Origin of the sequence: Xanthomonas hortorum (assembly GCF_040279205.1) — a bacterium.
GTDB lineage: Bacteria > Pseudomonadota > Gammaproteobacteria > Xanthomonadales > Xanthomonadaceae > Xanthomonas > Xanthomonas hortorum_F.
The window spans coordinates 41,687-59,933 of sequence record NZ_JBEOLS010000003.1; the positions used below are offsets into that span (position 1 = coordinate 41,687).

The window sequence follows — 18,247 nt, forward strand, 5'->3', positions numbered from 1 at the left end:
GCCCTGCGCAGCGCTGCGACAACATGTCGCATACATTTGCGTGCATTAATTGCGGCAGATCATGGCCGATGGGTTTCGTGCAGGTGCAGCAAAGTTTAAAATTAGGAAGCTAACCCGTGTCTTCGGTCTGCGCGGTCATCTTTCTTCAGGAAGAGCGCTGCCGGACATGTCCCGAAAGGGGATGCGACGCATGAGGCTGGCGTTCCTTCGCACTTGGATCGACCGATGATTCCGTTGAAACATCTCGGGCGTGTACTTCGTCCAGGCCTGATGTTGCCGTTCCTGCTGTTGGCAGGCTGCAACTCGGCCATCCTCAATCCGAAAGGCCAGATCGGCCACGACGAGAAGCAACTGCTGATCACCTCGGTGGTGCTGATGCTGATCGTGGTCATCCCGGTGATCGTGATGACGATCGCGTTCGCGTGGAAATATCGCGCGTCCAACACGAAGGCGCGCTACGAGCCGGATTGGTCGCACTCCACCGCGATCGAAGTGGTGGTGTGGTCGATCCCGTGCGTGATCATCCTTGTACTGGCCGTGCTGACCTGGCGCTCCTCGCATGCGCTGGATCCGTACCGGCCGCTGGATTCGGACGTCAAGCCGCTCACCATCGAAGCGGTCTCGCTGGACTGGAAGTGGATGTTCATCTACCCGGATCAGAACATCGCCACGGTCAACGAAATCGCCTTCCCGGTGCACACGCCGCTGAACTTCAAGATCACCTCCGACACGGTGATGAATTCGTTCTTCATCCCGCACCTGGGCACGATGATCTACGCGATGGCCGGCATGGAAACCAAGCTGCATCTGGTAGCCAACGAGCCGGGCGAATACTTCGGCCTGTCCACCAATTACAGCGGTCACGGTTTTTCGAAGATGAGCTTCAAGGCGCATGCGGTCGATCAGGCCGGCTTCGATGCATGGGTGGCCAAGGTCAAGGCATCGCCGAAGGCGCTTACTGCCGCCGAGTACCAGGTGCTGGCCGCCAATCGCAACGATAAAGAACAGTATCCGGTCACCTACTACTCGTCGGTGCAGGACGGCATGTTCCGCTCGCTGGTCGACAAATACATGAATGGTCCGGGTCACGGTCCGCAAGGCCATGGCGAAGGCCACGGCGACCATCAGGCATCGGCTGCAGAGCCGGTTGCCATGTGCACTTCTGGAGACAAGTGATGCTAGGCAAACTTACGCTTGAGGCGGTTCCGTACCACGAGCCGATCATCATGGTCGCTCTCGGTGGCGCCGGCCTGCTCGGCCTGCTCATCGCGGGCGCCATCACCAAGTACAAGCTGTGGGGCTACCTGTGGAAGGAGTGGTTCACCTCGGTGGATCACAAGCGCATCGGTGTGATGTACATCATTGTGGCGCTGGTCATGCTGCTGCGCGGCTTCGCCGATGCGGCGATGATGCGTGCCCAGCAAGCCATGGCGGGTAGTGGCGGCGAAGGTGCTTTTCCGCCGCATCACTACGACCAGATCTTCACCGCGCATGGCGTGATCATGATCTTCTTCATGGCCATGCCGTTCATGACCGGCCTGTTGAACGTGATCGTGCCGCTGCAGATCGGCGCACGCGACGTGGCGTTCCCGTTCCTGAACTCGCTGAGTTTCTGGCTGTTCGTGGCCGGTGCGGCGCTGATCAACATCTCGCTGGGCGTCGGCGAATTCGCGCAGACCGGCTGGTTGGCGTATCCGCCCCTGTCGGGGCTGGAATACAGTCCAGGGGTCGGTGTCGATTACTACATCTGGGCGTTGCAGGTCTCAGGCTTGGGTACGTTGCTGACCGGCATCAACTTCTTCGTGACGATCATGCGGATGCGCGCGCCGGGCATGACCCTGATGCGCATGCCGATCTTCACCTGGACCGCGTTGATCACCAACATCCTGATCATCGCCGCGTTCCCGATCCTGACCGTGGCGCTGGCGTTGCTGGGTGCCGACCGTTACCTGGGCACGCACTTCTTCACCAACGACGGTGGCGGCAACGCCATGATGTACGTCAACCTGATCTGGATCTGGGGCCACCCGGAAGTCTATATCCTGATCCTGCCGGCGTTCGGCATCTTCTCCGAGTTGATCGCGACCTACAGCCGCAAGCGGCTGTTCGGCTACACCTCGATGGTCTACGCCACCTCGTGCATCGGCGTGCTGTCGTTCGTGGTGTGGTTGCACCACTTCTTCACCATGGGCTCGGGTGCCAACGTCAATGCCTTCTTCGGCATCACGACGATGATCATCTCGATCCCGACCGGCGTGAAGATCTTCAACTGGCTGTTCACCATGTTCCGCGGTCGTGTGCACATGACCTCTCCGGTGCTGTGGACGATCGGCTTCATCATCACCTTCACCATCGGCGGCATGACCGGCGTGATGCTGGCGATTCCGGCGGTGGACTTCGTGCTGCACAACAGCCTGTTCCTGATCGCGCATTTCCATAACGTGATCATCGGCGGCGTGGTGTTCGGTTACCTGGCAGGTCTGACCTACTGGTTCCCGAAGGCGTTCGGCTTCAAGCTCAACGAGAAGATCGGCAAGGCCTCATTCTGGTGCTGGATCATCGGCTTTTTCGTGGCCTTCATGCCGCTGTACGTGCTCGGCTTCATGGGCATGACCCGCCGCATGAGCACCTACAACCATCCGGAGTGGGCGCCGTGGCTTTACGTGGCTGCGGGCGGTGCAGCGATCATCGGTACTGGTATCTTCCTGAATCTGGTGCAGCTCGCCTACAGCGTCTGGAAGCGCAAGGAGCACATGGACCACACGGGCGACCCGTGGGATGGCCGTACGCTGGAGTGGGCCACCTCTTCGCCGCCGCCGTTCTACAACTTCGCCGTGCTGCCGCACATCGACGACCGCGATCAGTTCTGGGCCGACAAGCAGAACGGCAAGGGCTGGGTGCGTCCGTCCAAGTACGAGGCGATCCACATGCCGCGCAACACCGGGGCAGGCGTGTATATCGGTGCCTTCAGCGTGCTGATGGGCTTCGGGTTGATCTGGCACATCTGGTGGCTGGCCATCATCGGCCTGGTCGGCATGATTGGCAGCTTCATCGCACGTACTTTCGATGACGACATCGATTACTGGGTGCCGGCCGACGAAGTGGAGCGCATCGAAAACGCGCGCTTTGCCCTGCTCGAACAGCAACATGCGGCGCAGGCCGCGAAGGTGGTATGACCATGTCTTCCTCGACCACGCTTGACCACGCCGCCCACGCGGGCGGCCACGACGACCACGAACATCACGACGCCGGTGGCAACACCGTCTTCGGGTTCTGGGTCTACCTGATGAGCGACTGCCTGCTGTTCGCCGGCCTGTTCGCCACCTATGCGGTGCTCTCGGGCGCCACGGTGGACGGACCGACCGCCAAGGAGCTGTTCGATCTGAAGTTCGTGCTGGTGGAAACCTTCCTGCTGTTGTTCAGCAGCCTGAGCTTTGGCGTTGCGATGATCTCCGCGCACAAGCGCAGCATGACCGGGCTATATGCCTGGCTGGGCGTCACCGCACTGCTGGGTATCGGCTTTCTGTGCATGGAAGTGTGGGAGTTCAACCACCTGATCCATGAAGGTGCGGGTCCGGGGCGCAGCGCGTTCCTGTCGGCCTTCTTCACCCTGGTGGGCACGCACGGTCTGCACGTGGCCTCGGGTCTGTTGTGGATGGCAGTGCTGGTGATCCAGATCTCCAAGAACGGCCTGACCCCGCGCAACAGCACGCGTCTGGCCTGCCTGAGCCTGTTCTGGCATTTCCTGGACATCATCTGGATCGGTGTGTTCACCGTCGTCTATCTGCTGGGAGCGCTGTAATGGCCAATCACCACGCGCATGAAACCGCCGCCGACGCACATGCCGGCGGCCTGAAGTCCTATCTGATCGGCTTTGTGATGGCCGTGATCCTGACCGTCATCCCGTTTGCGATGGTGATGAGCGGGGCGTTCTCCAAGGGCGTCACGGTCATCGTGATCTCGCTGATGGCCGCCGTCCAGATGTTGGTGCACATGGTGTATTTCCTGCATATGGATCGCTCGCCCGAGCAGCGTTCCAATGTGCAGGTGGGCCTGTTCTCGCTGCTGATCATCGGCATCGTGATCGTCGGTTCGCTGTGGGTGCTGCACAACATGAACGTCAACATGATGCATTGAGACGGCGCCACGCCGGATCGCGTCATGCTGTTATGAAGAAAGCCGCCAGCGATTGGCGGCTTATTTTTGCGCATGAATTTGCCTGCGGCATGACCAATGGCATACGGGGAAGCCGTGGTAGGCGCTTAGCATCGTGGGCTTGCCTGTTTCCAGGTCACCTGCGGAGTTGCGATGAAGATGCCCACCCTGTTGTCCGTGTCGCTGCTGGCAGCGCTGTCGTTGCCCGCCGCCGCGCAAACCGCGCCGCCGCAGGACGTGCCGTTCGAAGGCAGCTTGAAGATCGATGTCGATGCCACCGATCTGGCCCACCGCATCTTCAAGGTCAGGACCACCATGCCGGCAAAGCCCGGCCCGATGACGCTGCTGTATCCGCAGTGGATCCCCGGCAATCACTCACCGACCGGGCCGATCGACAAGCTCGCAGGCCTGGTGATCAAGGTCGATGGCAAGGTGGTGCCGTGGACGCGCGATCAGTTCGACGTGTACGCCTTCAAGATCGATGTGCCGCAGGGCGCCACCGAGCTGGTAGCCGAGTTCAAGTTTCTCTCTCCGCAAGCGAGCAACCAGGGCCGGGTGATGATGACCCCGGAAATGCTCAACCTGCAGTGGAATACCACCGCGCTGTATCCGGCCGGTGTCTTCGCACGCAACATCAAGACGCAGGCCAGTGTGACCTTGCCCAAGGGCTGGGACTACGCGACCGCGCTGGAAACCCAGAGCCGGGTCGGCGACACGGTGACCTTCAAGCCGATCGACTTCGACGACCTGGTCGACTCGCCGATGTTCGCCGGCAAGTACTACAAGCGCGTGGAACTGAGCGGCGGCAAGCAGCCGGTCTACCTCAACGTCTTTGCCGACGAAGCCAAGTCGCTGGACGCCAAGCCCGAACAGATCAAGGCGCATGCGGCGCTGGTGCAGCAGATGGACAAGTTGTACGGCGCCCGCCATTTCGACCATTACGAATTTTTGCTCGCGCTGACCAAGAAGCTGGGCGGCATCGGCCTGGAGCATCACCGTTCCAGCGAAAACAGCGGCGTGCCGACGTATTTCACCGAGTGGGACAAGAGCTGGACCGGGCGCGACCTGCTCGCGCACGAATTCAACCATTCCTGGAACGGCAAGTATCGCCGCGGCGCGGATCTGGCCACGCCCAATTTCAACGTGCCGATGGGCGACAGCCTGCTGTGGCTGTACGAAGGCCAGACCCAGTTCTGGGGCGAAGTGATGGCCGCACGCTCGGGCCTGTGGACGCAGGATCAGGCGCGCGACATGCTGGCCGGCGTGGCGGCAAGCTACGAGCGTGGCCGCCCCGGCATGGCCTGGCGCACCGTGCAGGACACCACCAACGACCCGACCATGTCGATGCGCCGCCCGAAGGCGTACCGCAGCTACCAGATGAGCGAGGACTACTATTCCGGCGGCCAGATGATGTGGCTGGAAGTGGACAGCAAGCTGCGCGCGCTGACCAACAACAAGCGCTCCATCGACGACTTCGGCAAGGCGTTCTTCGGCATGAAGAACGGCGATTGGGATGTCAATCCGTACACCTTCGACGACATCGTGACCACGCTCAACGGTGTGGCCGCCTACGATTGGGCGAGCCTGTTGCGCAGCCGCATGGACGGGCACGGGTCGTTGAACGGCGGCATCGAAGCCAATGGCTGGAAGCTGGTCTACAACGAGGAGCCGAACCTGGCCACCAAGGCCGACGAGAGCGACGACAAGGACGCCAATCTGGCCTATTCGCTTGGCGTGTCCTTGAAAGCCTCTGGCGACATCGGTGATGTGCTGTGGGACGGCCCGGCCTTCAATGCCGGCCTGATCGCCGGCAACACGATCGTGGCAGTCAACGGCCGCGCCTTCAGCAGTGAGGTGATCAAGGACGCGATTACGGCGGCCAAGGGCACCACCGCGCCGATCGAGCTGCTGGTCAAGCGCCTGGATCGCTACGACACCGTGCGCATCGATTACCACGGCGGCCTGCTGTATCCGCATCTGGAGCGCATCGCCGGCAAGCCGGATCGCTTGAGCGAGTTGTACAAGGCGCGTTGATGGGCGCTGCCCGCTCGGAGCTGTTCGAGCGGGCAGTGGCAGGAGCTGGAGCTACATGGTCGGCTGCGACCGATCATGCAGCTTCCGGCGTGATCCTCGTTTCTGCTGATGCTGATGCTGATGCCGATCGATCGATCGATAAAAAGACATCGCGCTAGCCAAGTGGCAGACAGTGCCGCTGCCTTCCACGTAGAGCGCCATTGTTGAAGTGTCCAGTTGCACGCAATCCAACAGCGCGTCAGCCTGGACGATTCCCGATTCCCGATTCCCGATTCCCGAATCCCGAATCCCGAATCCCGAATCCCGAATCCCGGCACCAAGCGCCAGCGTCGCGCATCCTGAGACCGGCGGCGACTATGCTGTCGCTCCAGAAACGATTGGCTAACTGACGATGGCGAAGGCAAAAATAGCCTATGTCTGCGGCGAGTGTGGCGCCGAATACAACAAGTGGCAGGGGCAGTGCACCGAGTGCGGGGTGTGGAATACGCTCAGCGAAATCGTGCTCGAAAGCGCAACCCCCGGCGGCAAGGCATCTCCGGCAGCTTCGCGCCGCACCGGTTGGTCGGGCAAGACCGAGGCGCCCAAGATCACCGCGCTCAAGGACGTGCGCCAATCCGAACAGTCGCGCGTATCCACCGGCATCGGCGAGTTCGATCGGGTGCTGGGCGGCGGTCTGGTCGAAGGCGCGGTGGTGTTGATCGGTGGCGACCCCGGCATCGGCAAGTCGACGTTGTTGCTGCAGGCATTGGCCAGCATGGCAAGTACGCTGCCGGTGTTGTACGTCACCGGCGAAGAATCGCTGGCCCAGGTCGCAGGACGCGCGGTGCGTCTGGATCTGCCGCTGGAAGGCCTCAATGCCCTGGCCGAAACCGGCATCGAAAACATCCTGCAGCACGCCAGCGTGGCGCGACCGAAGCTGATCGTAGCCGACTCGGTACAGACCTTGTGGACCGAGTCGTTGACCGCAGCGCCGGGCTCGGTGAGCCAGGTGCGCGAGAGTGCGGCGCGGCTGGTGCGCTATGCCAAGGAGACCGGCACCGCGGTGTTCCTGGTCGGCCATGTGACCAAGGAAGGCGGCATCGCCGGCCCGCGCGTGCTAGAGCATATGGTCGATGCGGTGCTGTACTTCGAAGGCGAGAGCGGCAGCCGGTTCCGGCTGTTGCGCGCGTTCAAGAATCGCTTCGGTGCGGTCAACGAGCTGGGCGTGTTTGCGATGGGCGAGAAGGGCCTCAAGGAGGTCTCCAATCCGTCGGCGATCTTCCTGTCCGGTGGCAGCACCCAGCAACCGGGCAGCTGCGTGATGGTCACCCGCGAAGGCACCCGGCCGCTGATGGTGGAGGTGCAGGCGCTGGTAGATGCCTCGCCGTTATCCAATCCACGCCGGGTGGCGGTGGGGTTGGAACAGAACCGGCTGGCGATGCTGCTGGCGGTGCTGCATCGCCATGGCGGCATCGTGGTGGGCGATCAGGACGTATTCGTCAACGTGGTTGGCGGCATCCGCGTGCAGGAAACCGCGGCCGATCTGCCGGTGTTGCTTGCAGTGTTGTCCTCGTTGCGCGACCGGCCATTGGCCGAGAAGACGATCGCCTTTGGCGAGGTGGGGTTGTCCGGCGAGATCCGGCCGGTGCCCAACGGCGAGGACCGCCTGAAAGAAGCCGCCACCCATGGTTTCAAGCGCGCGATCGTGCCCAAGGCCAATGCACCGAAGACCACCAGCATCAAGGGCATGGAGATCATTGCGGTGGAGCGGCTGAGCCAGGCCTTGGAAGCGGCGGCTGACTGATGTCCACGCAGAGCGGGGCGGGCGCTGAGCTGAGCTGAGCAGTGTCGAACGTGGCGGCAGCCTCGCCTCGACCACGTCAGGCAGCCGCATGTTGCGCTCGTCCCGACCGTCGCCAGCCGACCGTCTATGAGCTATGAGCGATCGGCCGCCCTGACGATCGCCTCTCATGAGCGCACGCTTGGCCAGAGTCATTGTTGAAAACCTGGCAACCTTCAGTGGGCGTCACGAGCTGCGGCGGCGAGGTGCCGGGTGCAGAACGTCAGCCGGTCTGGTTGGTGCGTTGACCGCGCCTCTCCGCTGCGACTGAGCACTGCAAACCGTCTGTCGGATAGACGGCTGTATTTGCATTTGATTGTCGAGAAAACGTTTTCAGAAAGAATGCGGCTATGGCACCATGCGCGGCCCGTTGCACCGTGCACCGGATCACAGACACCGCTGACTGCTCTTACCTGGAGAATCACAATGGAATGGATGTTGTTGCCGCTCAAGCGCTACGCCGACTTCACCGGTCGCTCGCGTCGCAAGGAATACTGGATGTTCTTCTTGCTGCAGATGATTGTTCTGCTGGTACTGGGCGGCATTTTTGGCATCGCGGCAGCGATAGGCGGCGGCGACAACGGACCCGGCCCGCTGGCGTGGGTGGTGTTTGCCATCATCATGATCGTCGGCCTGGCAATGATCGTGCCGGGCATTGCAGTGACCGTGCGTCGCCTGCATGACCAGGGCAAGTCCGGCTGGTTCTATCTGATCAGCCTGGTGCCTTACGTGGGTGCGATCGTCTTGCTGGTCTTCATGTGCATGGACGGCACCCCGGGCCCGAACGAATACGGTGAAAGCCCCAAGCAGTAACCGGACGCACCGATCGATCGAACAACGGCGCAGGGGAGTCCCTGCGCCGTTGTCGTTTGTGCAACTTATTAGCTTGAAACAAGCCTTGCGTCGGCACGCACCACGCCAAGACGCGTCTGGATCAGCACGCCGCAGCGTGGCTTGCCGCGTTCTGGGGTGTGAGCTTGCCCGGGGTCACTGCATCTGTGTCATGCAGTGCAAGTTCCAGCTTGTAGCCATGCGAATACACGGTTCTGATACGCACCGCGCCACTGTGATTGCACAGCTGCAACTTCTTGCGCAGCTTGTAGATGTGCTGCTCCATGGTGCGGTCGGTGAACTCGGTATGGCTGCCCCATACCGCCTTGGCCAACTGGCAGCGGCGGAAGCACACACCGGGGCTGGAGAACAGCAACCAGGCAATCGAAAACTCGCGTGCGGTGAGGACGATCGGCTTGCCGTGCAGATACACGGTGTTCTCGTCGCGGATCAACTGGTAGGGCCCAACGCTGAGCTGCTGCGTTTCCGGGCATGCCTGCGCCACCGGCGAGATCGCCAATGCCGCGCGGACATGCAACTCATGCGAATTGAACGGCAGCGCCAGCACGTCCTGCGCACCGGCGCGATACCAGGCCAGGATGTCGTTGGGGCAATCGAAGCGTCCCAGCACGATCAATGGCGTTGGATGGCCGCTATGGCAGCGCTGCCAGGCCAGCAGCGAACTATCGTCGGAGGCAACGCAGGTCGCATCGAACACCAGCAGCTCGCAAGGGGAATGTCGCAGCGAGCGCAGAAGTTCGAGTTCGTCGGAAAAGACCGCAAAACTCGGCGCGAGCGGTGCGAGGCTCGCGTTGACCTGCGAGGCCAGACGCGCATCCTGCGTCAACAGGAAAGCCGATCCTTGCTTGCCGGAAGCGTTGGCGTACATCAGCCAGCCTTCCCATGTCGGCATGCGTACCAGTCGTATGTCGGGTGCCTGTGACGGGCAGCCGGCGCCAATACAAAACCCACGTGTATAGATAAGTACATCGCCAAACCTTTCGGCTGCCAGGGAGGGTCTGACCGAGATCAGACGAATGGTATGTACCATTGGCGAGGCAGAAAGTTTCACTGCTGCGTACTTTTCTTCGGCTTTGCGTGGGTTGGCTTTAACGTGCGCTCAGATAAGCGTAACGGAGCTCTTACATTTAGGCATGGATGCGCCGGAAATAACAAAATTACGACATTGCTGCGGCGGATGGCGCTGCGGAAGCGCCAGAAAAACGCATGGGCCCGCAGACATCCAGACCAATTGGTCAGGTATAGACCAAGGTATTGCAATTTATTCGCTGTTATAGCGCTTGTGGAATATGTCGGCGGTTTATCGACGCGGCGGATCGCCGAAGTTTCTATTCGCGGCGACTGCGTCCGTTACCACACGCAACCGACATGCAGTCATTGCCACGACATGCTTCGACAACGCGAGCTGCGCGTGGAAGCGAGGTGTTCGGAGACGTTTCGGCACCGGCGGGGTCTTGCTGTAGGAGCCGATGTCTTCAATACGCAATCGCATGTCGTGCGATGTCCTGTGCACGACATCGGACCTGGAGTGCAAAAAATGCCCACATGCTCTGCACGCTGCGCGGCTGGCACGGTTCGACACAGAGTGAGAATTTTTGATTTTCTTAGTGCCCCAAAGTGAGAAATTCCATTGGATCCGCTGCATACAATCGATTGCGCCAAAAGACCGGCGAAATTGGTTGTTTTTTGCTCATCCCCCTAAGAGAGAGCCTGGCATGATCCTTTCCACCTACCTCGCAGCGATCTCTGCGTTGTCGTACGCAGACCGTCTTCCTACCTATACAAGCAGGATGCTGGTTGGTGCTTGGCCGCAGGGTCTGCAACACCTTCAACAACGCCGCGACGGGCAGGCCGCCTCGGATGGCGGCGACGATGAAGTCAGCCTGCTCGGCGCCAGCGGTGACGCGCTGCTGATCCTGGAGTATCAGGAAGAAGCCGAAGATGCCTATCGCCATGCATTGAAGGCCATGCGTGGGCATCAACGGCAGTTGCGGCTGTTGTCGTGCCGTAACACCGCCTGGTTGATGCTGAGCCAGCGCCGGCTCAGCGCCGCGTTGAACTGTTTTGCGCAGCTGGCGATGGACCGCGAGACGCCGTCCTGCCTGTGCGGCGAGAGCCTGTTGGGTAAAGCGTTGACGCACTTCCATCTGGGCCAGAGCACGCTCGCGCTGCAGACGCTGGAGCGCGCCAACGAGGTGCTTTCGGAACTGGAGACCGGTGCGAGCGATTGGCTGCGGATCGCCACCGCGCTGCGCCTGGACATGATTGCGCAACTGCGCATCCGTCGCTCCGATCGCATGAGCGACCACGTATTCTGGCAGGCCACGCTGCGCCAGGAAGATGCGACGCATGCCTTCGAGCCCAACGAGCTGCGCGCCTGCATCGCCGATCTGGCCGAGAGCATGCCGGTGCTCGCCCAGCGCATGCGGCATGTGCGCAACCTGCTGCGGATTGCCGGTGGCGATACCTTCGGCTTCGATGCGCAGATCGATGCGTTGCCGGCTGCGGCCACCGGTTGCCCGCCGTGCGCCCGCCAGGACGCGCAGGTGGAACTGGCGCTGGCTGCGTTGGCGGTGGGGCGTGCGGATCTGGCCGAGCGTGCGTTGGCCGGTGCCGGCCGGCACCATGCGCCGCGCTGGAACCTGGAGTTCGAGTATTGCCAGGCCAAGATCAGCCAGGCGTTGGGCAAGACCGAGCAGGCGTTGTTGCTCTATAACCGGTATGCGCTGGGTGCGGTGCAATGCCTGCGCAGCGAGGTGCAGGCGCCGCGCCTGCTGGAAAGCGGTACCCCGGCGCATGTGAGCGACGACATCTCGGCGCGTCTGCCGGCCAAGTACCGGCGTGCCTACACCTACATGATCACCAACGCGCATCGCTCAGATCTGTCGATCAATGAAGTGGCTGCGCAGATCGGGGTGACCGGGCGCGCCTTGCAGCAGGCGTTCAAGTCGGCCACCGGGCTGTCGCCGACCCAGGTGCTGCGCCGTTACCGGATGCAGAGCATCCGCGACGAACTGCTGGCCGAAGGCGGCTGCGGCAGTGTGCTGCAGGCGGCAAGCCGTTGGGGCGTGGGCAGCCGCTCGGCGCTGGCCAAGGGCTACCGCCAGCACTTCAATGAGGCACCGATGGAAACCTTGCAGCGATAATGTGTCTGGCGCCACGGCCGTGCAGTCATGCAGGCCGTGGCGCTCCGTTTCCGGTGGGTGATGCAGCAGCGATGTCCGGTCGCAGTGCGGTGGAGGGATCCGAATTGAGACGTGCGTGCGTGCGGCGTGGCTTGCGGCTATGCTTTCCGGCTCGCATTGCCACCCAGGAAGGCGCGTCCGAGGATGGGCGTGGCCGCCAAGGAAACGACAAACGATCATGCAAGATCACACCTCCGAGGCGACGGACGCCTCTCAGATCCGCCGTGCAGGCGTCGATCTCAACGGACTGATGTCCGTCCTCAGCAAGCACCTCTATTCCACACCGGTGGTCGCGCTGCGCGAGCTGGTGCAGAACGCGCACGACTCGATCCTGCGCCGCCGCCTGGAACAACCCGACTGGCAAGGCGAATCGCGCATTGAAGTGCATGCCGATGCGGCCCAGGGCATCGTGCGCATCATCGATACCGGCGCCGGGCTGACCCAGCAGGAAATTCACGATTATCTGGCCACCGTGGGCGTGGGCTACACCCGTGGGCTGCGTCAGGGCGGGCACGAAGACAGCGGCCTGATCGGCATGTTCGGGCTGGGCTTCTTGTCGGCCTTTGTGCTGGCGCGCCGGGTCACCGTGCGCACCACCTCCTATCAGACGCCCACGCTTGGGCATTGCTACATCTCCAGCAACGCCGAGCAATACACGGTCAGCCCGATTCCTGCGCGCGCGCAGGTCGGTACCGAAGTTGTGCTGGAACTGCATGAGGACTATCTGTCGTTGGCCCAGGAAGGACGGCTGCGCGAGATCCTGTCGCGCTACTGCGCGCTGTTGCGCGAGCCGATCTGGATCGGCGGCGATGCGCAGGCGATCAACCCCGAGCCGCCGCCATGGCGCATGCACGATGCGGTGCCCTTGCATCCGGTGCAGGCCTGGCGCCGTCAACGCGAATTCGCCGCGCGCTTCGAGCGCAACTTCGAACCGCTGTGCTGCATGCCGGTGCGCACGGAGGAGGGCAGCGATGCGGTCGGCTTGCTGTGGGTGCAGGACGGGGCGACCTACGGCACCAGCGACAACCGCAATCTGTCGGTGTTCCTGCGCGGCATGTTGCTGGACGACAACGCGCGCGAGCTGCTGCCGCCGTGGGCGGGCTTCATCGGTGGGGTGATCGAATCCAATCGCTTGACGCCCACTGCCAGCCGCGAAGATCTGCAGCGCGATTCCACCTACACGGCAGTGCAACACGCGCTGTCCGAAGCCTTGGTGCAAGGTCTGGCCGATGTGGCACGTCAGCAGCCGGAAGCCTGGCGGCGCATTCTGCTGCGCCACAATGAGGCCTTGCTGGGCGCGGCCTTGTGCGACGAGCGCTTGTTCGAGTTGCTGATGGAACACGTGCGGGTGCCGACCTCGCAAGGCGATCTGCCGGCGCAGCAGTTGCCGGCGCGTGGCGCAGTGCATGTGATCCTGGATAGCGATAGCGGTTTCGAAGAGATGCTGTTCCGCGCGATGGGCGTGCCGGTGGCCTACGGAAATCGCTATGCGGTGGTGCCGTTTCTGCGTCGCTGGGCGCAGGCCAAGGGCGTGCGGCTGGTCGAGCTGGGCACCGAGCAGGGCAACCGGCAGTTGTTCCAACTGGACCACAGCGTGCCGGCCGACGAACTGGCCTGGCTGGAACAGCATCTGGGCGATGGCGAAGCATTGGTGCCGGCGCGTTTCAGCCCCGAAGCATTGCCGTTGGTGGTGGTGCCCGACCGTGAGGCCGAACTGAAACGCCGCCTGGAGCAGGACGAAAACGACAAGCGCGTGTCCACCGCTGCGTTGCGGCTGGCCCGGCAGTTCACTGCGGGGATCGAAGCACGTCAGACCCAGCGGCTGTATCTCAATCTCGACAACCCGGCGCTGCAGGCATTGCTGGCGGCGCAGCGCGCCGGCAATCCGCAGGCAGCGGTGGCGGCGCGGCTGCTGCGCTCGCTCAAGGTGATCGTGTCGGCGCAGGGGCGCACCCAGCCGCAGCCGGGTGCCAGCGCGTCGGGCGGATCGGATTTGAACCGGGCTTTCGGCGATCTTGCCGAGGCCGTGACCCAACTGCTGGCGCGCTGAGCGCCGCATCGAAGGAGCAACAGGATGGAAATCTGGAACTGGGTTGAAAAGCTGCAGGACGATCTGGGCGAAGCCGGTCAGCCGCAGAATGCGCAACTGCTGACGCGCCTGACCGACCATATCTGCGACCTGCAGATCGAACGCGCCGAAGCGCTCTTGCCCGAGGCGCGTGCGCTGGGCAAGACGCTGGCCAATCCGTGGCTGGAGGTGTTCGTCGGGCATTGGGAAATGCGCAACCGGGTCGGCAACCTGTGCGAAGGCGAGCGTGCGCTGAGCGATGCGGTGACGCTGTTCGAGCGCGCGCATCGCGCCGATGCGGTGGAGTGCCCGCAATCGGTGTGCGTGACCCAGGATCTGGCCGCGTGCTACGCCAATATCGACGGGCCGGGCTGGGTGGAGGAGCGCATCGAAGTGTGCGAGGAAACGCTGGGCCGCATCGACCCGAGTTGGTCGTGCTACCAGTGCCTGAGCTGCGAGAAGGCCGACGCATTGCTCGACGATGGGCGCGGCGAGGCGGCACTGCATTATCTGGAAGAGCAGTCGCAGACCATTCTTGCGCATGGCGGGCAGATCTACGACGGCGTGCCGGACATGCGCATCTCGATCCTGCTCTCGCTCGGCCGTGCAGAAGAAGCACTGGCGCTGATCGAACAGCGCGAACGCGAGGCCGCACGCGAAGGTGCAGAGTGGGCCAACTGCAGCCAGCCGCGGCGTTTGCAAAAGGCGCGCGCATTGGCGCTGTTGCATCGCGACGATGAAGCGCTGGAGGCATTTCTGCCGTGGCGCGAGGTTGCGCCGCGCTATCGCATGCACTGGTTGCGTGCGGTGGTGGTGCTGGTATCGCGCACGCCGGAGCGCAACACCTGGGATCTGGGCAGCCGCTTGCAGGTGATGCTGGATCATTACGCGCAGGTCGGTGCGCATCGCATCCTGATCGACGCGGCCGAGATGGCGATCGAGCTGGCGTTGCAACGCGGTGCGGTGTGGACCGCGCGCCGGCATCTGGCGCTTGCGCGTGCGCATGTGCCCAAGTTGCGGCAGGACCGTGGCGCCACGCAATTGCTGGACCGTTTGGCCCTGCGCATCGAGACCGCACCGGCGGGGGAGGCGCCGCCGGTGCCTGCCGCGCAGCTGCTGGAATGGCTGGAGGCGCAAGCCGAAGACGTGGTGCGCAACCCCGAGCGCGAAGCGCAATGGTTGCTGCAGGCAGTAGCCGAGCGCCCCGACGATGCCGAGTTGGTGGACACCACTGCGTCGGCATTGAGCGCGTGCGCGGCCGACGATGAGGCGATCGCGCTGCTGTGGGCATTCGTGCAGCGGCATGCCGAACGCGAGACCAGCCCGACCTTCCGGCTGATGAATCTGCTGCTGGGCCGTGGCGACGACGCCGGCATGCGTCGGCTGGCGCAGCTGTATCGCCCGCTGGTGCCGGTGGCGGCGCTGTGGTGCGAAGCGCAGCTGGCCCAGCGGCTGGCCGATTGGCCGGCGCTGGAACAGGCCTGTACCGCGTTGCTGGAACTGTCGCCCGGCTCGCATGGCGCACGCGGTTTGCTGGGGCGCATGTATCTCAACACCGGGCGGTTTGCCGAAGCGGCCGAGGTCTACCGGCAACTGACCGAGCTGATGGAAGAACCGCGCTCTGCGCATTGGGATCACATGACTGCGGCCAGTGCAGCGCAGCAGTGGGAGGCGGTGCGTGCCTCGGCGCTGGCGATCGGCATGGAGCTGAGCAACACCAGCGGTGTGGTCGAAGAGAGCTGGGGCTGGGTGATCGTGCGTTGTGTGGACGACGGCGAGGCGGCCGAGTATTACGCGCGCCGCACCGGCCCGGTCACCGCGCGCATCCTCGAAAACGCGCCTGCGCATCGGCGTCAGCATGTCGGCGATTGGGTGGTGTTCGATGCCGAGTTGCTGTATCCGCCGCCGGAAGACGAGGCCGAGCGCGAGCGTTTCGTGCCGACCTATGCGCAGGTGCATGTGCTGCAGGCAGGCGGTTACGGCAGCAGCTGGCTGGTGGATGGCGTGCATCCCGGCGAGCCGGCGATCGAGGCCTTGCGCGAAGAGATCGAGGCCCGCGGCTGGAAGCTGTGGGTGCACAGTCGCGACGATTATCACGTGATCGATCCGCAACATCCGGATGCGTTCGACCCGGAAGATGCGAGCACGGGCCTGCCCGGCGTGTTGTTCACCGTGGCGCTGCCGGAAACGGCGGCGCCGTTGGAATTGCATCGGGCCTTGCTGGCCGCCACCGCGCAGTGGCCGCACACAATGTGCTGGCTGCGCCTGGCCGAGGCCTGCGATCAGGACCCGCGCCCACATCTGGACGCAGTGGAGCGTTACGGACTGTAAGGGAGGCGATCAACGTCATCGCGCAGCCGCTTAGGTCGTGTGCGGGGATAGTCGATGCGCGGTACTGCATCCGGTGTCCCACTGCGGTACGCGTTCAAGCGCCTGCAGCGAACCGAAGCATTCCCACGAAACCTGCTGACTTCGTGGGCGTGGTCGGCTTGCGCGCGGTGCCGCATCCGGTGTCGGGACACGCCGCAAGTACGTCCGTGTAGGCTCGGTGGCGGCATCCATGCCGCCACACGGTCCCGCCCCCGGATGCGACACCGCGCTCTCACTTCCACAGTTGCTGATCGGCAAGCAAATGACTGCAGGTAAGGGGGAATATCTGCGGATTCCGCAGTCGATGCATTCAGTTGTCTATCGCTTTGCCATGACTTCGCCAGCAAAGGTCACAATTCCAAGCACGGTCACTCAGCCAGACGCGGCTTTTCCTTCAGTTGCCGACTACAACCGGTGGTGCTTACGCGCGTCCCGGCGTGGGACCTTACGCGGCATGGATGCCGCGTAAGAGCCTACACGGACATATTTACGGCGTGTCCCACGCCGGGACGCGTGCAAGCGCCCGCAGCGAACCGAAGCATTCCCACGAACCTGCTGACTTCGTGTGCACGGTCGGCTTGCGCGCGGTGCCGCATCCGGGCGTGTCGCACGTGCCCGATCAGCTGCGCTTGCCGTAGCGCTCCAGCCAATGCGCGTACGACGGCGGTAGCACCCACGACGGGCGTTCTTCGCCCAGCGCCAACGCGGCGTGATACGGCCAATGCGGGTTGGCCAGGTGCGCGCGGCCGATCATCACCAACTCCATCTGCCCGGCGGCGATCACGCGGTCGGCTTCCAGCGGGTCGTCGATATTCCAGGACGAGGCAACCGGTAGTTGCGCTTCGCGGCTGACGCGCTCGGCGAACGGCGCCAGCAATGCCGGGCCCCACGGAATCTGCGCGGTTGGGGTGCTGAAGCCCATGCTGACGTTGAGCAGATCCAGGCCGCTTTGCTTGAAGTTGCGCGTCAGTGCGATGGCTTCCTGCAAGGTCTCTTCATCGCGGCCATCGAATTCGATCACGCCAAAGCGCGCGGTGAGCGGCAGATGTTCCGGCCAGACCGCACGCACGGCTTGCAGTGTTTCCAGCAGGAAGCGACCACGATTTTCGGCAGTACCACCGTACTGATCCTGGCGCCGATTGGCGTGCACCGAGAAGAAGCTCTGCGCCAGATAACCATGCGCAAAATGCAGCTCCAACCACTGGAAGCCGGCATCGCGCGCGCGCTGTGCGGCGGCGACAAAATCGCCGCGCACGCGGGCGATGTCGTCCAGCGTCATCTCGCGCGGCAGTTTGGGCAGGCCGCCGCCGAAGGCGACTGCCGAGGGCGAGATGGTGTCCCAACCGCGCGGGTCGCCAGCGGCGATGTGGTCGTCGCCTTCCCACGGCAGGTTGGCGCTGGCCTTGCGCCCGGCGTGGCCGATCTGGATGCCGGGTACTGCGCCGGCGGCGCTGATCGATGCCGCAATACGCGCCAAGCCTTCGGCCTGGGCGTCGTTCCACAGGCCCAGGCAACCGGGCGTGATGCGTCCTTCCGGCGACACGCCGGTGGCCTCGACGATCACCAGGCCCGCACCGCCGCGCGCCATGCTGGCGTAGTGGACCTGATGCCAGTCGTTGGTGAGGCCGTCCACGGAGGTGTATTGGCACATCGGCGGAATGGCGATGCGGTTGCGCAATGTGAGGTCTTTGAGTCGATACGGAGAAAACAGCGATGACATGGGGGAGCCTGAGAAAAGTCTGGGCGCGATCAGAACACGCCCGG

Annotated in this window: 12 protein-coding genes; 10 read left to right on the top strand and 2 right to left on the bottom strand. The window is 63.3% G+C overall.

Annotated elements, in window-relative coordinates; all coding sequences use genetic code 11:
• Positions 1-225: 225 nt before the first annotated feature.
• From cyoA to ABS769_RS02120, 7 genes are all read left to right on the top strand, one after another.
• Positions 226-1,176, top strand: coding sequence for a ubiquinol oxidase subunit II (cyoA, locus tag ABS769_RS02090; RefSeq protein ID WP_104550311.1), 951 nt, complete (start codon positions 226-228; stop codon positions 1,174-1,176).
• Positions 1,176-3,176: a cytochrome o ubiquinol oxidase subunit I gene (gene cyoB / locus ABS769_RS02095; protein WP_317060228.1), complete on the top strand. Its 2,001-nt coding sequence runs from the start codon at positions 1,176-1,178 to the stop codon at positions 3,174-3,176. The genes cyoA and cyoB overlap by 1 nt, the downstream gene beginning before the upstream one ends.
• Positions 3,173-3,802 (top strand): cytochrome o ubiquinol oxidase subunit III, encoded by a 630-nt coding sequence (gene cyoC / locus ABS769_RS02100; RefSeq protein ID WP_006450194.1) that lies wholly within the window; start codon positions 3,173-3,175, stop codon positions 3,800-3,802. The genes cyoB and cyoC overlap by 4 nt, the downstream gene beginning before the upstream one ends.
• On the top strand, positions 3,802-4,137 hold the full coding sequence (cyoD, locus tag ABS769_RS02105) for a cytochrome o ubiquinol oxidase subunit IV (RefSeq protein ID WP_006450195.1): 336 nt from the start codon (positions 3,802-3,804) through the stop codon (positions 4,135-4,137). Before cyoC ends, cyoD begins: the two co-directional genes overlap by 1 nt.
• 171 nt (positions 4,138-4,308) lie before the next feature.
• Positions 4,309-6,189 carry a M61 family metallopeptidase gene (locus ABS769_RS02110; protein ID WP_317060225.1) on the top strand — a complete coding sequence of 627 codons (1,881 nt, stop codon included), beginning with the start codon at positions 4,309-4,311 and terminating at the stop codon, positions 6,187-6,189.
• Positions 6,190-6,580: 391 nt separating this feature from the next.
• A complete protein-coding gene (radA, locus tag ABS769_RS02115; protein ID WP_023903137.1) occupies positions 6,581-7,972 on the top strand; it encodes a DNA repair protein RadA in 1,392 nt (463 codons plus the stop codon).
• Between the two features lie 462 nt (positions 7,973-8,434).
• Complete coding sequence (locus ABS769_RS02120; RefSeq protein ID WP_006450581.1) at positions 8,435-8,821, top strand: DUF805 domain-containing protein; 387 nt, start codon at positions 8,435-8,437, stop codon at positions 8,819-8,821.
• Positions 8,822-8,942: 121 nt separating this feature from the next.
• On the opposite strand, the gene ABS769_RS02125 is transcribed toward ABS769_RS02120, so the two are convergent.
• Positions 8,943-9,728 carry a winged helix-turn-helix domain-containing protein gene (locus ABS769_RS02125; protein WP_023903139.1) on the bottom strand — a complete coding sequence of 262 codons (786 nt, stop codon included), beginning with the start codon at positions 9,726-9,728 and terminating at the stop codon, positions 8,943-8,945.
• Positions 9,729-10,650: 922 nt separating this feature from the next.
• Here ABS769_RS02125 and ABS769_RS02130 point away from each other — a divergent pair.
• From ABS769_RS02130 to ABS769_RS02140, 3 genes are all read left to right on the top strand, one after another.
• Positions 10,651-12,006, top strand: coding sequence for a helix-turn-helix transcriptional regulator (locus ABS769_RS02130; RefSeq protein WP_317060264.1), 1,356 nt, complete (start codon positions 10,651-10,653; stop codon positions 12,004-12,006).
• A gap of 217 nt (positions 12,007-12,223) precedes the next feature.
• Positions 12,224-14,095, top strand: a complete 1,872-nt coding sequence (locus ABS769_RS02135) for an ATP-binding protein (RefSeq protein ID WP_317060224.1) — start codon at positions 12,224-12,226, stop codon at positions 14,093-14,095.
• A 24-nt stretch (positions 14,096-14,119) separates the two neighbouring features.
• On the top strand, positions 14,120-16,444 hold the full coding sequence (locus tag ABS769_RS02140; protein ID WP_350498049.1) for a hypothetical protein: 2,325 nt from the start codon (positions 14,120-14,122) through the stop codon (positions 16,442-16,444).
• A 658-nt stretch (positions 16,445-17,102) separates the two neighbouring features.
• On the opposite strand, the gene ABS769_RS02145 is transcribed toward ABS769_RS02140, so the two are convergent.
• Positions 17,103-18,203 (bottom strand): NADH:flavin oxidoreductase/NADH oxidase, encoded by a 1,101-nt coding sequence (locus ABS769_RS02145; RefSeq protein ID WP_317060221.1) that lies wholly within the window; start codon positions 18,201-18,203, stop codon positions 17,103-17,105.
• Positions 18,204-18,247 lie beyond the last annotated feature (44 nt).

Coding starts and splice junctions, on each gene's coding strand:
- ABS769_RS02125 (WP_023903139.1), bottom strand. CDS start 9,728: ATGTACGCCAACGCTTCCGGCAAGCAAGGATCGGCTTTCCTGTTGACG.
- cyoB (WP_317060228.1), top strand. CDS start 1,176: ATGCTAGGCAAACTTACGCTTGAGGCGGTTCCGTACCACGAGCCGATC.
- ABS769_RS02120 (WP_006450581.1), top strand. CDS start 8,435: ATGGAATGGATGTTGTTGCCGCTCAAGCGCTACGCCGACTTCACCGGT.
- cyoC (WP_006450194.1), top strand. CDS start 3,173: ATGACCATGTCTTCCTCGACCACGCTTGACCACGCCGCCCACGCGGGC.
- ABS769_RS02130 (WP_317060264.1), top strand. CDS start 10,651: ATGCTGGTTGGTGCTTGGCCGCAGGGTCTGCAACACCTTCAACAACGC.
- ABS769_RS02140 (WP_350498049.1), top strand. CDS start 14,120: ATGGAAATCTGGAACTGGGTTGAAAAGCTGCAGGACGATCTGGGCGAA.
- ABS769_RS02145 (WP_317060221.1), bottom strand. CDS start 18,203: ATGTCATCGCTGTTTTCTCCGTATCGACTCAAAGACCTCACATTGCGC.
- cyoA (WP_104550311.1), top strand. CDS start 226: ATGATTCCGTTGAAACATCTCGGGCGTGTACTTCGTCCAGGCCTGATG.
- cyoD (WP_006450195.1), top strand. CDS start 3,802: ATGGCCAATCACCACGCGCATGAAACCGCCGCCGACGCACATGCCGGC.
- radA (WP_023903137.1), top strand. CDS start 6,581: ATGGCGAAGGCAAAAATAGCCTATGTCTGCGGCGAGTGTGGCGCCGAA.
- ABS769_RS02110 (WP_317060225.1), top strand. CDS start 4,309: ATGAAGATGCCCACCCTGTTGTCCGTGTCGCTGCTGGCAGCGCTGTCG.
- ABS769_RS02135 (WP_317060224.1), top strand. CDS start 12,224: ATGCAAGATCACACCTCCGAGGCGACGGACGCCTCTCAGATCCGCCGT.